Source organism: Citrobacter sp. 50677481, from assembly GCF_001463265.1.
GTDB classification, from domain to species: domain Bacteria; phylum Pseudomonadota; class Gammaproteobacteria; order Enterobacterales; family Enterobacteriaceae; genus Citrobacter_A; species Citrobacter_A sedlakii.
The window spans coordinates 65,067-79,777 of record NZ_LNHZ01000002.1; the positions used below are offsets into that span (position 1 = coordinate 65,067).

The window sequence follows — 14,711 nt, forward strand, 5'->3', positions numbered from 1 at the left end:
CCGCATGGATTTAAAAGCGCTGGTACAACGACTGAACCCGATCTGCTTTCGCGCGCTGGAACAGGCCGCGGAGCGTAGCCGGGCGCAGGGACACTGGTTTGTGGAGCCTGAGCATCTGCTGCTGGCCCTGCTGGACGACGAGCACAGCGATCTGGCGTGCTGCCTCAGTGGCGCGGGGATTGCCGCCGACGCGCTGCGCGACGAAATCCGACGCGCCCTGGCGCAGTTCAAAACTGGCTGTACGCGGATGCCGATCTTTTCCATACAACTGGCAGAACTGCTGGAAGGGACGCTGCTGTTGGCCTCCCTCCGCCAGATGAAGAACGTACGTTCCGCGCTGCTGCTGCTGACGCTACTTACCCGAGAGCGCCTGCGCGCCCAGCTGGCGCTGGGGATGCCGCTGCTGCTGAAGATCCCCGCCGAAACGCTGGAAGAACAGTGGCAGAGCTGGTGTCGCGGCTCCGCTGAAACGGTGTGCGATGCGCCAGGCGAAGCCCCGGCGGTTGGCGATGAGAACGTGCTGGAACAGTACACCCATGATCTCACCCACGACGCCAGAGAGGGGCGGATCGATCCGATTATCGGGCGCGACGCCGAGATCCGCCAGTGCATTGATATTCTGCTGCGCCGTCGGCAAAACAACCCGATTCTGGTGGGCGCGCCCGGCGTCGGCAAAACCGCCGTCGCCGAAGGGCTGGCGCTGCGCATCGCTGAAGGCAGCGTGCCGCCGCCGTTGCGCGACGTGGCGCTGCTGGCGCTCGATCTCGGCCTGTTGCAGGCGGGCGCAGGGGTGAAGGGGGAATTTGAGCAGCGGCTGAAAAGGGTGATCGAGGCGGTAAAAAAATCCCCGCAGCCGATCATTTTATTTATCGACGAGGCCCACACGCTGATTGGCGCGGGCGGCGCCGAGGGCGGCAGCGACGCCGCCAACCTGCTGAAACCCGCATTAGCGCGCGGCGAGCTGCGCACCATCGCCGCCACGACATGGCAGGAGTACAAAAAGTATTTCGAGAAGGACCCGGCGCTGGACCGCCGTTTTCAGCGTATTCAGATCGAAGAGCCGGACGAGGAGAGCGCGGTGGTGATGCTGCGGGCGGTGGCCGACAGGCTGGAGGCGCATCACGGGGTGCAAATCCTGGATACCGCTATTCGCGAGGCGGTGCGCCTGTCGCAGCGCTACATCTCCGGACGTCAACTGCCGGACAAGGCCATCAGCGTGCTCGACACCGCCTGCGCGCGGGTGGCGCTGGCGCAGCATGACGTGCCGCCCGCGCTGGAAGAGATCCGTCAGCAGCAGGCGGCCATCGAAGAAGAGAGCGCGCGCCTGAACCGCGAGCTGCTGGTGGGCGTCGATCATCACGACCGGCTGTGCGAACTGGAGGCGCAGGCGCAGAAGTTACAGCTGCAGGCGCGGGAGGTGGAAGAGCGCTGGCAGGATGAGCGTCAGCGGGTCGGCGAGTTACTGGCCGCCCGCCAACGGATGCTGGATTTGAGCGCGCAGCCGGAAGACGACGAGCTGGAGCAGGCGCTGGTGGAGTGCGCGGCGCTGATCGGCAAGCTGGAAACCGCCGCCGCCCAGCTGCGCGACGAAGTGCCGCTGGTGCCGGACTGCGTGGATGCCGCCACCGTTGCGGCGGTGATCGGCGGCTGGACGGGTATTCCGCTCGGGCAGATGCTCACCGACGAAGCCCACGCCCTGCGCACGCTGGTCGAACGGATGAGCGAGCGGGTGATGGGGCAACAGGCAGCGCTGGAAACCATCGCCCAGCGGCTGCGCGCTTACCGCAGCGGCCTGACCGATCCGCAAAAGCCGGTCGGCGTGTTTTTGCTGGTGGGACCCACCGGCGTCGGCAAAACTGAAACCGCGTATGCGCTGGCCGACGCCCTGTACGGCGGCGAACGCAATCTCATCACGATTAATCTTTCTGAATATCAGGAAGCGCACACCGTCAGCCAACTGAAAGGCGCGCCGCCGGGCTACGTTGGCTACGGCAGCGGCGGGGCGTTAACCGAAGCGGTACGCCGCCGTCCTTACTCCGTGGTGCTGCTCGACGAAATCGAAAAGGCGCACCCGGACGTGCTGGAGGCGTTTTATAACGTCTTCGATAAAGGGGTGATGGAAGACGGCACGGGGCTGATTGTTGATTTTAAAAACACGGTAATGCTGGCGACCAGCAACGTCGGCGCGGAATTAATTCTCGACACGCCTGCTTCTGAATTAAATAGCGAGCGGTTTAACGAGGCGTTGCGCGAGGAGTTGTTAAAGCATTTTCGTCCGGCGTTTTTAGCAAGGATGACCACGGTGGTCTATCGGGCGCTGGATGAGGAGATATTAAAAGGGATTGTGCTGGCGAAACTGGAGAAATTAGCGCAGCGGTATTTTGTGGCGACGGGAGAGAGGTTGAATATGGATGATGGGTTGGTCGAAAGGGTGATGGAGAAATGTAAGGGAGTCGGGGCCAGAGATGTTGAGAACCTGGTGGTTGGGGAAGTGATGGGGTTTGGTTACGGTGGTGTATTATGATTAAAAAGATATATATGCCTGCTGATTATAAATACGCTATTGATTTAGCAGATATAATTATCCATACAGTAAAAAACGTTTTAAGGTATGGGGCTGGAAATCAGGTTCATTTTAATACTCCAATAACGTTTTCATACAGTAGTAAAGCGCGAATAACAACTAACTTTCCAGCTCATTATCTGGTTGATGAAACAAGGAGTATAGCAAAGGTACTATCTGCTGGAATGGGGCAAGGAAAAAGTGGAACAAGGCGTTCGGCATTGGCTGCAAAAATGGTTGGTGCTGGTAATTGTGGGGAACATGCTGATTTAGCATATGTCTTGTGTCGGGAATATTTTTCTTCAGAGTGGACTGTATGTAACGTTTCCTCAAAAAAAATGGATCATGCTTTTGTTCTTCTTTGGAAAGGGGATAATCCGGAAATGATTTATCATTCAAGAGGAACATTGCGCTATAAAAGTAGAGGGATAATTGTTATTGATCCATGGCCAATAAAAGCACAATCTGTTCTTTGGCATGATCATTTTTTATATGATCGAGGTCCAATTGACAGTCTCGTTAACTATCATTCGCGTAAAAGGTGTTTAGGGCATCGTATTTATTCAGGTGTAGATACTAATGCAAAAGTCATACAGAGTTTACGGATAGGAAGTGCAGTAGTTTCGTCTCCAATAGTTCTACAATCAAAATTTTTAGGTAAGGATAAATATTCAATTATGGTGAGAGGAATAGCTAAACAGAAAGAGATAATTGAATATGAAACATATAGAAAAATTAGATCTGAACATCTGTCTGGCACGAGTCTTAGTTACCAGTATAACCATCAGTTTGTAACAGGAAATGATGATGTTCTTATATATGACTCATATTAAGTATGGTTTATATCCATCAAATGGTTTAGGGAACCGTTATTTTTGTTGAATAATAAGGACTTCCCCATGCCCGATACCACCATTATAAAACTCACCACCCCAGCGCTAACCGATCTTACCACCGCCGCTGCGCAAGTATTCTTAATGATGCTTATAAAGGCACTTTTAATGGTCTATAATAAAACCTCATCAACGAGGAAAAAACCATGCCATTTCATATCCTGACCAAAACCGCCGCCAGCATTACCGACCTGAAACGTAACCCAATGGGGACGGTCAATGCCGGGGAGGGGGAAGCGGTAGCGATTCTTAACCGCAACGAGCCTGCCTTTTACTGCGTGCCGCCAGCGGTTTATGCGTACCTGCTGGAGCTGGCGGAAGATGCTGAACTGAATCGTATCGCCGACGAGCGTGAAGGTGGAAAGCGAATAAAGGTGTCTTTAAATGACCTATAGCCTGGAGTTTTTAGACGTGGCGCTCAAGGAGTGGCGCAAGCTTTCCCCAACTTTACGCGAACAGTTTAAAAAGAAACTGGCGGAACGGCTGGAAAATCCCCATGTTCCTGCCGCCCGCCTTTCCGGCAAATTACACCGTTATAAAATCAAGCTACGCAGCGCCGGGTATCGCCTTGTCTATCAGGTCGAGGATGAGAAGGTTGTCGTTCTTGTGATCGCCGTGGGCAGACGTGATGGTGATGAGGTTTATCATCAGGCTAACCGGCGTTAGCGCTGCTGCTGAAAAAGGAATTCCCCATGCCTAACACCACCATTATCAAACTCACCACCCCAGCGTTGACCGGTCTCACCGCCACTACCGCGCAAACCGAATCGCAACTTAACGCCTTGACCACCGCCACCGTCGCCGCAACCTCCGCCGCGCCGTTAACCCTCGATGCCGCGCTGGCGACCCATCTGACCGCCACCCTCAACAACGCCGACTATGACGGACTGATTGCCGAAGCGCACCAGCTTCCGGCGACCAGCAACGCCGATCGCTATCAGTTTGTGCTACGCCCGTGGCTGTGGTGGCTGACGCTCGCCAGCAATAACCGCGTGTTTCAGAACCTCAGTGCGCAGGAGATTGTCGAGAAGGTGTTTAAGGACGCCGGGTTTACCGACTACAAATTTCAGCTCAAGACCACACCAATAAAACGGGAATATTGCCTGCAATACAACGAAAGCGATTTTAATTTTGTCTCGCGACTGCTGGAGCAGGAGGGGATCTTCTGGTTCTTCACTCATGCGCAAGGTAAGCACACGCTGATGCTGGCGGATGATAACAGCGCCTTTCCGCCCATTGCAGGCGACAAAAAGGTGAAGTATCAGGCGGCAGCAAGCGGCACACGGGAAACCGGGGCGATTCGCTCGGTAGAGCTGCGTCTACAGGCTACTTCGCAGGGGGTCCAGAGCAGCAACTTTAACTATGAGCAGCCAAAAGCGGCGCTGTTCGCCCAGGCCGGTGAGAAGAAGGGCGGCATGCAGTATCAGCACCCCGGCAGGTTCAGTGAAAAAGCGCAGGGCGACGCGCTGGCGGCGTGGAAGGTCAATGCCCTGAAGGCGCAGGCGAAACAGCTGGTGGGTGAAAGCGACTGCGCGGCGCTGATGGCCGGACACTGGTTTTCCTTAACCGATCACGATGACAAATCCCTGAACATCGACTGGCTGGTCACCGCTGTCAGTCATGAATACGATGGTGAACGCTATCGCAACCGCTTTACCGCCATTCCAAAGGCCACGCCGTATCGCCCGCTCGCCGTGACGCCGCAGCCCTTTATGCATACGCAAACGGCGACGGTGGTCGGCAAAAGTGGCGAGGAGATCTGGACCGATAAACTCGGGCGGGTAAAAGTGCAGTTCTCGTGGGACAGAGAAGGCAAAAGCGACGAAACCAGCTCCTGCTGGTTGCGGGTGGCTACCGCCTGGAGCGGCAACGGCTTTGGCGCGCAGTTTATCCCGCGCATTGGCCAGGAAGTGGTGGTGAGCTTTATCGACGGCGACCCGGATAAGCCGCTCATTACCGGCTGCGTGTACAACGGCGCGAATGCATTGCCGTATGCCCTTCCGGCGAACCAGACCCAGTCCGGCATCAAGACTCACAGCGAAAAAGGTTTTAACGAACTGCGCTTTGACGATAAAAAAGACGCCGAGCTGCTGGCGATGCAGGCGCAGAAAGATTTCCAACTTACGGTGCTCAACGACAGTAAAACAACGATCGGCCACGACGACATTCAGAGCGTAAAAAACGATCGCACCCGCACCGTTGAAGAGGGTAACGAAACCGTCACCCTGAAAAAGGGCAACCGTGCGGTGAAAATTGAGAAGGGCAGCGACACCCTGGAGGTGAAGGACAAGCGTAGCGTGACGGTGAAGGGCGATCAGGAACATGCCATCGACGGCAACGACACACATAGGGTGAAGGGCGACTACACGCTTAACGTCGACGGCAATTTGACCATCAAGGTCAGCGGCACGCTAACCCTGGAGAGCGGCAAAACCCTGAAAGTGAAAAGCGGGGCGGATCTTAACGCCAGCGCCTCGGGCAGCCTAAAGCTGGACGCGACCAACATCGCCAGTGAAGCAAAAGCCTCGTTGACCCAGAAAGCGGCAACCATCAGTCAGGAAGCAAAAGCGACCCTGACCAGCAAAGCCAGTGCCACCCAGACCGTGGACGGTGGCGGCATGCTAATTATTAAAGGCGGGATGGTGAAGATCAACTGACGGAGACGTGATGAACGAAACGCTGGAGCTTCAGCAGGATCGTACCCGCATTCAGGCCGGGCTGAGCGGCGGCCTGCTTAACGGCGAGACGCGCATTGAAGAGCGCGGTCGACTGCTGGCGATCCTGCGTTATCAGCAGGGGTTACTGCACGGCAAAATGGAGAACTGGCACCCTAACGGACACCTGGCGCTGGAACAGGTGTTTCAGTACGGCAGGCTCCACGGCGTCGCACGCTATTATTCGCCAGAAGGAATGCTGGTGCGGGAAGAACACTGGCATGACGGCGAACTGCATGGCGAATGTCGCAGCTTTTACCCCTCCGGCGCGCTGCACCTGCGCGAGCAGTGGCAACATGGCCTGAGGCATCAGTGCAGCGAACAGTTTTATCCCGACGGCGCACGGGCGCTGCGGCAATATTATGATTGCGGGAAGCTGACAAAAGAGACTGAGCGCTGGCTGCCGGACGGTCGTGCAGTGAGTGCCGACGGCAAGCCCCAGTCGCGGTTGAGTAAATGGACCGAGCGGCTGTAATCTGACGTCCTTGTAATGGGTGGGGGAGGTGGTTGAGTTTGTTAGGGATTTTGATTTTTTGCGAGGAAGGGAAGGCGCAAAAAGAGTGGCGATGATGTTGATATGGAAGGGTTTTTTTATCTGATTGATTTTTAAATTGATTGTTGGGGGCGGGATTTTGCGTGTTGGTAGAGGCTCTGATGGAAGATGTAGGCTTGTCGCTTATAACAGATCTGACTGGTCTTACAAACAGGCCGCTCTGTGCCAGGAGCGGACATTCATAACCCTGTTGCAATTAAAGCTATATCTGGCACATTCATCAACCAGTAAACATATGTAAAACCGAACCCTCTCTACAGGAGAAGGTTCACTGTAAAAGTATCCTCGGATCTTACAGTTCCTGCGCTGTTGGGCGGAAAATAATTTCGTTTACGCCAACATCCTCCGGCTCACCTATGGCAAATGCAACCATACGGGCATAGGTTTCAGGAGGGATGCCAACCTTACCGACATAATCCTGGTTAGCAGCCTGGACATCCTTATCGCTGATATGGTCCAGTAATTCGGTTGATACCGCTCCCGGAGAAATGATCGTGGCACGGACATTGTATGTGCTAGCCTCCTTTCTTAGCCCCTCGGTCAGGGCGCGTACCGCAAACTTAGTGGCTGAATAAACTGCAGAAGTCGGAAATACAAGATGACCTGCAACCGAAGCTGTATTTATGATGTGACCGGACTGCTGGGCTTTCATTATAGGGAGCGCCGCAGCGATACCGTGCAGGACTCCTCTCAGATTGACGTCAATCATCATGTCCCATTCATTTACCTTTGCCTGATCAAGGGATGAAAGCGGCATTACTCCCGCATTGTTGATGAGTACATCAATGCGTCCCCATTTTGCCACGGCAGTATCGACCAGTTTTTTCACATCCTCCAGACGCGTGACATCAGTAGTCTGTGCCAGCGCCTCACCACCCTGTCCGTTAATATCATTCGCGATAACATCAATTCGCTCAGCACGCCGGGCCGCCAGTACGACCCGGCCACCTTGTTTTGCCAGATACCGTGCTGCAGCTTCGCCCATCCCGCTTGACGCACCGGTAATAACGATAACTTTACCTTTAATATTCTCTCTCATAAGGGTTACCTTCAGTAATTAGTTGAACACATAACGGGAATAAGCCCAGGTGAGACAAGTTGTCTGATAGCAACTGTATCTTCCTGTTTTCTAAATACCACTCCGGGCCGTTAACGACCGACAAGCTTCATACCCCCTTCCCGATAACGTTCGCCTTTAACAGGCCATCTCTCAAAAATCGCTTCTATCTGAAGATAATCATCCGGCGTAATGTTCACCTCCACGGCCCCGATATTTTCCTGCAGCCGTTCCGGCTTCGGAAAGACCGAAATGTTTAACTTTACCCTCAGAAATCAAGTCTTTTACCGTTCCGGCAACATCCTCAATAGGAACCGCCGGATCAACCCGATGCTGATAGAACAGATCAATACAGTCGGTACGTAAGCGTCTGAGCGACTGCTCGGCAACCTGCCGTATACGTTCCGGGCGACTGTCCAGTTTACCCAGGCTGGCATCACCCTCTTTCCAGCCAAATTTAGTGGCAATGATGACGTTCTGCCTGAAAGGCTGAACGGCTTCCCCCAGCCACTCTTCGTTATCTGCGCCATAAGCCTCAGCCGTGTCAAAAAATGTTATGCCCTCTTCAAAGGCCGAGCGGATAAGGTCAATTGCTACCTTCTTGCTCTGGCTGGGGCCATAGCCATAGGAGAGTCCCATACATCCCAACCCCATCTCTGAAACTCTTAATCCCATACTGCCAAGTGTCCTGTATTTCATAACTTAATCCTCACGTCTGTTTATCACTTAGCGGTTAGTAGATGCCTTGCTGATCCCAGAATGCACAGTGATGATCATCAGAAAAACGTCCTGAAACCATCGTCGCCGCTGGCAAAGCAAAAGTCATGAAGTTATCGCGTTGCGGGCTGTATCGGGACCAGGCTTGTTCGCGTGATGACATTTTTTCCATTGCAACAAAATAGCTAACCATTTCGTCCGATAATTTTTCCTGCAACGGATTTAATGTGATATGAGCTGAGCTTCCCCCATGGAATCCGGGAAACAGATACGCCAGTTCAAAGGTATGCGCCGCAAGCAGCGGGAAAGTCGTTGGGCCTACATAGGATGGTGCCGTACGATCGCTGAACTCATAAGCATATACAGTTATTTTGTCTGAGAGCGCCTGGTTCAGGGCGCGAGCCGGGCACGAGAACAAGCTGTCGGTGACCGTAGCGGCAAATGCCTCACTCGGGTTTTCATAGTCGCTGAGCGGATACTCGGCAAGAACCCTGGATTTCAGCGTGTCTCCATACTGGTGACCGATCCACTCCGGGTAGGCTTTTGCCTGCAGAGACTTACCATTCATTAACTCTGGCAAGGCCACAAAGAAATGACCTTCGTCGCGCGTCGTACCGTTAATCAGCGTGACAGGGTTAATATTGCCGTTTTTATAAGCGTCTGCCGGATGTATGGGGATGACGCTGCCATCAATGATGAGCTGGTTCTGCAGATACGGCGTCTGCATTTTCAGTATCCGCTGTGTCGGTACCGCCCTCAGGCAGCTTGAATCTTCTGGGTTGCAACCCAACGCCCGTGCAAACACTGCACCGGTCTCCTGCGCCACTTTGAGAGGATGCGGTGCGCCAAAAGCGGGGTAGCGGGACATAATGGCTGCGCCACTCATTGAGAGCACATGCTGGAACAATCCTGCCGAGCCTGGCGCGACGATATGCGCCATAACACTATTGCCGCCTGATGATTCTCCGGCAATTGTCACGTGTGAAGGATCGCCGCCAAACGCAGAAATATTTTTCTGTACCCAGCGTAGCGCAGCCTGCTGATCCATTAGCCCGTAGTTAACTGATTCATGGCCTTCCGAATCAAGTCCCGACACAGACAGGAAGCCAAACACGCCCAAACGGTAATTCAGCGTGACCACTACGGCTTTGCCCTGGGTGACCAGCTTTGAAGGGTCATAATCGGCGCCCTGGCCTACCTGAAGCGCACCACCATGGATCCAGACAAAAACAGGCAGCCTCTTATCTTCCTTACCAGAGACAGCAGGGCGATAGACGTTAAGATAAAGACAATCTTCGCTACCGCCAGCGCTGGCAAAATCACCGAGATCGGCATTTTGTGCACAACGGTTCGCCAGCGCGTTTGCTTTTCTCGGCGTGGACCATGAAGCGACGGCATGGGGCGGCTGCCAGCGAAGCTGATTGACCGGGGGCGCGGCATAAGGCAGACCGAGCCACGAAATGACACCTTCTTTTTCTGTTCCGATCACCGGGCCAGAATGCGTACGAATCAAAGTGGGATCTTTTGCCGGGGCAGAAGCACTGAACAGCCCCGCTGCGCTAATGATAACCGCTGCCGCAATTTTACTAGCGGGGGAGTGAGATTTCATACTAAATCCTGAGACTGAAAAAACATGGCAAAACTATAGAGGCTCAGCGCTAAGGAAATTAGTCGGGTAATATTGGTTAGAATCATGAAGAATTCTCATAAATTGGTCAGTGGTGGTAAGGTAAACAGGAAAGGCCGACAAACGTCTTTTCAGTCATGGCACAAAGGGGCAATGCAGATTCATTGGTCAAGAGGAGATGCCAGTGGTACGAAATAATATTAATGATTTGGCCGCATTTCTCACCGTAGCGCGGGAGCGAAGCTTCACAAAGGCGGCGGCAAAGATGAGCATCTCACAATCTGCCCTGAGCCATACGATCCGTAATCTCGAGAAAAGGCTTGGCATCCGGCTGTTGACTCGCACTACCCGTTCGGTAACCCCAACGGAAGCCGGAGAGCGTTTGTTGGAAGGGATTGGCGCGCACTTTGATGGGATCGAAGCGCAGCTTGAGGCGCTCAATGCGTTTAAAGATAAACCTTCAGGGACAATAAGAATTAACGCTCCTGATTTTGCCATCAGTTGCGTGCTGCTGCCCAAATTGCGGGAGTTTATCCCGCGTTATCCGGACGTCACCGTTGAACTGGTGCAGGATAATGGCCTATCAGATATTGTGAACGACCGATTTGATGCGGGCGTCAGAATGGGATATCAGTTAGCCAATGGGATGATATCAGCGCGTATAAGCCCGGATTTTCGTTTTGCGGTAATCGGCGCGAAATCGTATTTCGCCAGCCACGAGGAACCGCAAAAACCTCAGGATTTAATCCACCATAGCTGCATCAATTATCGTTTTCTTACCAGAGGCGGTATCTATGCATGGGAATTTGAGGAAGACGGACGGGAAATAAAAATACGGGTTGATGGCCAGCTGATTTTCAATGATATTTTTCATGTACTTGATGCCGCTGTAGCGGGGCTGGGGCTTGCCTATGTACCGGAAGACATTGCCCAGCCCTGGATTGAAAAAGGTGACGTAATAAGAGTTCTTGAGGAGTTCTCTCCCTTCTGGGACGGATTTTATCTTTATTATCCGCATCGCCATCAGGCTTCACCAGCTTTCAGTGAAGTTCTTAAAGCCTTGCGCGTACAGGATTAAGGTACGATGCTGCATTTTATATGCAGTGCCGAGCGTGGCTACAGATCTTTATATTGCTCATCGCTGACAGGTTCGAACCACTGAGCATTTTTACCATCACGAATTTAGGTCACAGTAAAATGTCGGCGGGTATCAGGCCGACTTTATTACAGGGTCTAAGGTCAGCTTCTCGCTCAAAGCTGCCTTTCAGGAAAGCTTAACGCGAGATTTTACCCGGCCCCAAGAGCGCTACTTTACGAAATAAAGCAAAACAAAGCGTTCATCTTTTGTTAGCACCGGTTTTCCTACGGATATCAATCATCCTGACATACATCTCTCTAAATTCCTTATTCTGCTTGATTACCATTTCCTTGGGCAAGGATGCACGCTCATTATTCCATTGATTAATAATATCCTCGCATTCCTTATAAGCATTATTAACAATATTCTCAGCAGGGATCGTCGTGTTAATATAGGGAATAGTATGTTTGTTCAAGCATCTGGAGATGGGAGGACCATAATCATGGTCTTCGGCATGGAGGGGAAGAGCGAAAAGCAATGTAAACAGTGTTATAAATCTCATTTTCAGTTTCCCCTTGTAGACACAATGTGACCAGAAACGTCTTTCTTCTGCGATAATATCGATTTTATGATGAATAATTAGTCGCTGAAGAAAGATATTATGCATATGCTATGACGGCTTACACAATACCAGCCAAGTGAAAGCCATCCTGTCTCAAAATCAGTATGCGAAAGTTACAATATCCGCTCCTCGCTCATATGGGACAACCATAATCACATCTCCTAACCCAAAGGAGATTGAGCATGACAACATCCCCCTGAAACAAGGGCCGTATTATTGGCCAGAAACGGCCTCTTCAGATCTCTCATATCTGGGGAATCCGTATCAGACTTGAGCTGGAAGGAAAAGTACGCGATTTAGCTCTGTTTAGCATGGCTCTGGACAGTAAACTTCGGGGCTGCTGGTTAAGCTAAAAGTTTCTGATGTGGCCTATGGGCATTCTGTTTCGGGCAGAGCGACAATGCTGCAGCAAAAAACGGGAAGCCCCGTTCAGTTTGAACTGACTAAGGGAACCAGAGAGGCTGTAGCAGCGTGGATCAAAATGGCTCATCTACGTAGTAGCGACTATCTGTTCCAGTCCCGCGTCGGTCCTTCACGACATATCTCAACCAGGCAATATAACCGTATTTTTCATGGATGGGATTAATAAGCTGGGTCTCGACGAGACTCTGTACAGTACGCATTCTATGCGAAGAACCAAGCCATATCTGATCTTTAAAAAAACGAAGAATCTTCGATTGCTCCAGCTACTGTCAGGTCACAAAAAACTCGAAAGTACAGTCCGTTATCTCGATATTGAAGTGGATGATGCCCTGGAGATATCTGAGTCTATTGAAGTTTAATTTGTCAGGGCTGCAACAGCAGCCCTGTGCCATGAGCAGACCTTGAAAGGTTACGCCCAGCTCCGAAGAACAGACTCACTTTGCTTAAAAATGGTCGTCTGAATTTCGGTTGTGAGGTTTTTACTGAATGCTTAGATTCATTTTCAATCTATTGAGAGGAAATGAATATGAATTTTGCAGAACTCCACAACCAGCACCAACCTCTTCTTATCGCTAACGTTTGGGACGCCGCCAGCGCTGTCGCAGCGCAAAGAGCAGGTTATCAGGCTCTGGGAACGTCCAGCGCAGCAATAGCGGCTACACTGGGATATGAAGACGGGCAGGGAATGCCGATTAATGAATTATTTTATGTGGTCACACGTATCCGGGCTGTCAGCAACCTGCCATTGAGCGTTGACATGGAAGCAGGGTATGGTGATTCAGCCGAAGAGATAACAGCCAATCTCAAACGCCTCGCACAGATAGGCGTATCAGGCGTAAACCTTGAAGACAGCAGAGTCGTTAATGGGGTTCGTCAGCTTGACGATGCATCTGATTTTTCCCGTAATCTGAGAGCAGTATGCAATGTGCTGAGAAGCGAAAATTATAACCTGTTTCTGAACATCCGGACCGACACGTACCTGCTCGGGCATGAAAGCGCGTTGCAGGAAACGTTATTACGGGGTCAGAGCTATAAAGCTGCAGGTGCTGACGGCCTTTTTGTTCCCTGCCTGACGTCAGAGAAAGACATCAGCCTCATTGCAGAGGCAACGGGTCTGCCTCTGAATGTCATGTGTATGCCTGATCTTCCGTCGTTCGGTAGGCTGAAACTGGCCGGGGTAAGCCGCATTTCAATGGGCAATTTTGTTCATTCGGCCATTCAGTCAACGCTGACTGATGTAATGCATACGATCCGGTCGAGTCAGACGTTTGAAGGACTTTTTGGTGATGAAAATAACCGATAAGAATTTGTGTGATACCTGGTATCAGGCATTGCTTGAACGTGCTTCAGAATATACCGGCGTGTTTTTTGTTGGCGTCAAAACCACTGGCGTATTCTGCATTTCTGTATGCCGGGCACGAAAGCCCAAACGCGAAAATGTCGAATTTTATAAAGATGCCAAATCTGCCCTGGCGGCAGGCTTTCGTCCCTGTAAGGTCTGCAGACCTGCTGAAAATGCGCACAGCGCGCCATTATTTGTTGAACAGGCGCTTGCGCTTGTCAGGCGCGATATGAAATCCCGTGTGGCTGACGCGGAGCTTCGTCAGCATGGAATCAATCCGGAGCGGGTAAGACGCTGGTTCCTGCAACATCACGGCATCACTTTTCAGGCTTTCCAGCGAATGCAGCGGGTGAACATTGCCCTGCAGGAGCTGAAAAGCGGACGAGCGGCAACGGACGTCGCGCTGGACAATGGCTATGAATCCCTGAGCGGGTTTGGTTATACCTACAAGCGGCTTACTGGAGCAGCTCCGACTCAGGCAACCCAGGTGATTGTCATTCACCGGTTTACCACGACGTTGGGGCCTATGTTTGTCTGTGCGACAGAGCGGGGAGTCTGCCTGCTGGAATTTACCGATCGCCGGATGTTAGAAACGGAATTTCGCGATATCCAGCGTTTATTTAACGCCAGAATTGTCACCGGAGAAAACAGCCATACGCGGCAGACAGTCAAAGAAATGAGCGAGTATTTTGCCGGAACTCGCCGACAGTTTGAACTCTCTATAGATGCCCCGGGCAGTGATTTTCAACAATCCGTCTGGCATGAGTTGCGTGCTGTTCCCTATGGGGAGACCTCACACTATCAGGCGATTTCACTACGGATTCATAAGCCAAATGCCGTACGTGCAGTCGCTGCTGCTAATGGTGCAAACCGGATTGCGATTGTGATCCCTTGTCATAGAATAATTGGAAAAGATGGAAAGATGACCGGTTATGGTGGTGGCATTTCTCGTAAAGAATGGCTCATTGATCATGAGAGAAGCAACATTTGATGATCTGATGGTCCCATTTAGCCAGAAACGTATGCTCTGTTTGAGGGCTTGGTTCTTGTGCCTTTCGAAGGTTTTTGCAACTAAAGGTCCGCTTTTCGCTCACAGCGGACCTTCAGCTTAGGTAACTTGCT

General features: G+C 52.0%; 12 protein-coding genes and 2 pseudogenes. 10 read left to right on the forward strand and 4 right to left on the reverse strand.

The window, feature by feature from the left end:
* Positions 1-4 precede the first annotated feature (4 nt).
* From tssH to APU02_RS02715, 6 genes are all read left to right on the forward strand, one after another.
* A complete protein-coding gene (tssH, locus tag APU02_RS02690; RefSeq protein ID WP_060569171.1) occupies positions 5-2,524 on the forward strand; it encodes a type VI secretion system ATPase TssH in 2,520 nt (839 codons plus the stop codon).
* Complete coding sequence (locus APU02_RS26440) at positions 2,521-3,396, forward strand: hypothetical protein (RefSeq protein ID WP_131729028.1); 876 nt, start codon at positions 2,521-2,523, stop codon at positions 3,394-3,396. Before tssH ends, APU02_RS26440 begins: the two co-directional genes overlap by 4 nt.
* Before the next feature lie 206 nt (positions 3,397-3,602).
* The gene (locus APU02_RS02700; protein ID WP_016155558.1) at positions 3,603-3,851 is read left to right on the forward strand and encodes a hypothetical protein; all 249 of its coding nucleotides are present in this window, start codon (positions 3,603-3,605) and stop codon (positions 3,849-3,851) included.
* On the forward strand, positions 3,841-4,122 hold the full coding sequence (locus APU02_RS02705; RefSeq protein ID WP_060569173.1) for a type II toxin-antitoxin system RelE/ParE family toxin: 282 nt from the start codon (positions 3,841-3,843) through the stop codon (positions 4,120-4,122). Before APU02_RS02700 ends, APU02_RS02705 begins: the two co-directional genes overlap by 11 nt.
* Before the next feature lie 26 nt (positions 4,123-4,148).
* On the forward strand, positions 4,149-6,113 hold the full coding sequence (gene tssI / locus APU02_RS02710) for a type VI secretion system tip protein TssI/VgrG (RefSeq protein ID WP_060569174.1): 1,965 nt from the start codon (positions 4,149-4,151) through the stop codon (positions 6,111-6,113).
* Positions 6,114-6,123: 10 nt separating this feature from the next.
* Positions 6,124-6,645 carry a hypothetical protein gene (locus APU02_RS02715; protein WP_042288386.1) on the forward strand — a complete coding sequence of 174 codons (522 nt, stop codon included), beginning with the start codon at positions 6,124-6,126 and terminating at the stop codon, positions 6,643-6,645.
* A 370-nt stretch (positions 6,646-7,015) separates the two neighbouring features.
* Here APU02_RS02715 and APU02_RS02720 read toward each other — a convergent pair whose 3' ends face one another.
* The 3 genes and pseudogenes from APU02_RS02720 to APU02_RS02730 all read right to left on the reverse strand — a co-directional run bounded on the left by APU02_RS02720 (position 7,016) and on the right by APU02_RS02730 (position 10,106).
* A complete protein-coding gene (locus APU02_RS02720; protein ID WP_060569175.1) occupies positions 7,016-7,762 on the reverse strand; it encodes an SDR family oxidoreductase in 747 nt (248 codons plus the stop codon).
* A gap of 249 nt (positions 7,763-8,011) precedes the next feature.
* Positions 8,012-8,479: pseudogene (locus tag APU02_RS02725) on the reverse strand (aldo/keto reductase); the annotation flags it as partial.
* A gap of 34 nt (positions 8,480-8,513) precedes the next feature.
* Positions 8,514-10,106, reverse strand: coding sequence for a carboxylesterase family protein (locus APU02_RS02730; protein ID WP_060569176.1), 1,593 nt, complete (start codon positions 10,104-10,106; stop codon positions 8,514-8,516).
* Positions 10,107-10,308: 202 nt separating this feature from the next.
* On the opposite strand from APU02_RS02730, the gene APU02_RS02735 reads away from it, so the two are divergent.
* Positions 10,309-11,202, forward strand: a complete 894-nt coding sequence (locus APU02_RS02735; protein WP_060569177.1) for a LysR family transcriptional regulator — start codon at positions 10,309-10,311, stop codon at positions 11,200-11,202.
* 259 nt (positions 11,203-11,461) lie between these two features.
* On the opposite strand, the gene APU02_RS02740 is transcribed toward APU02_RS02735, so the two are convergent.
* On the reverse strand, positions 11,462-11,764 hold the full coding sequence (locus tag APU02_RS02740; protein ID WP_072197066.1) for a hypothetical protein: 303 nt from the start codon (positions 11,762-11,764) through the stop codon (positions 11,462-11,464).
* A gap of 272 nt (positions 11,765-12,036) precedes the next feature.
* Here APU02_RS02740 and APU02_RS02745 point away from each other — a divergent pair.
* The 3 genes and pseudogenes from APU02_RS02745 to APU02_RS02755 all read left to right on the forward strand — a co-directional run bounded on the left by APU02_RS02745 (position 12,037) and on the right by APU02_RS02755 (position 14,580).
* Positions 12,037-12,606: pseudogene (locus tag APU02_RS02745) on the forward strand (tyrosine-type recombinase/integrase).
* A 167-nt stretch (positions 12,607-12,773) separates the two neighbouring features.
* Positions 12,774-13,550: an isocitrate lyase/phosphoenolpyruvate mutase family protein gene (locus tag APU02_RS02750; RefSeq protein ID WP_060569179.1), complete on the forward strand. Its 777-nt coding sequence runs from the start codon at positions 12,774-12,776 to the stop codon at positions 13,548-13,550.
* Positions 13,534-14,580, forward strand: coding sequence for a methylated-DNA--[protein]-cysteine S-methyltransferase (locus APU02_RS02755; RefSeq protein WP_060569180.1), 1,047 nt, complete (start codon positions 13,534-13,536; stop codon positions 14,578-14,580). Before APU02_RS02750 ends, APU02_RS02755 begins: the two co-directional genes overlap by 17 nt.
* The last annotated feature ends 131 nt before the right edge of the window (positions 14,581-14,711 follow it).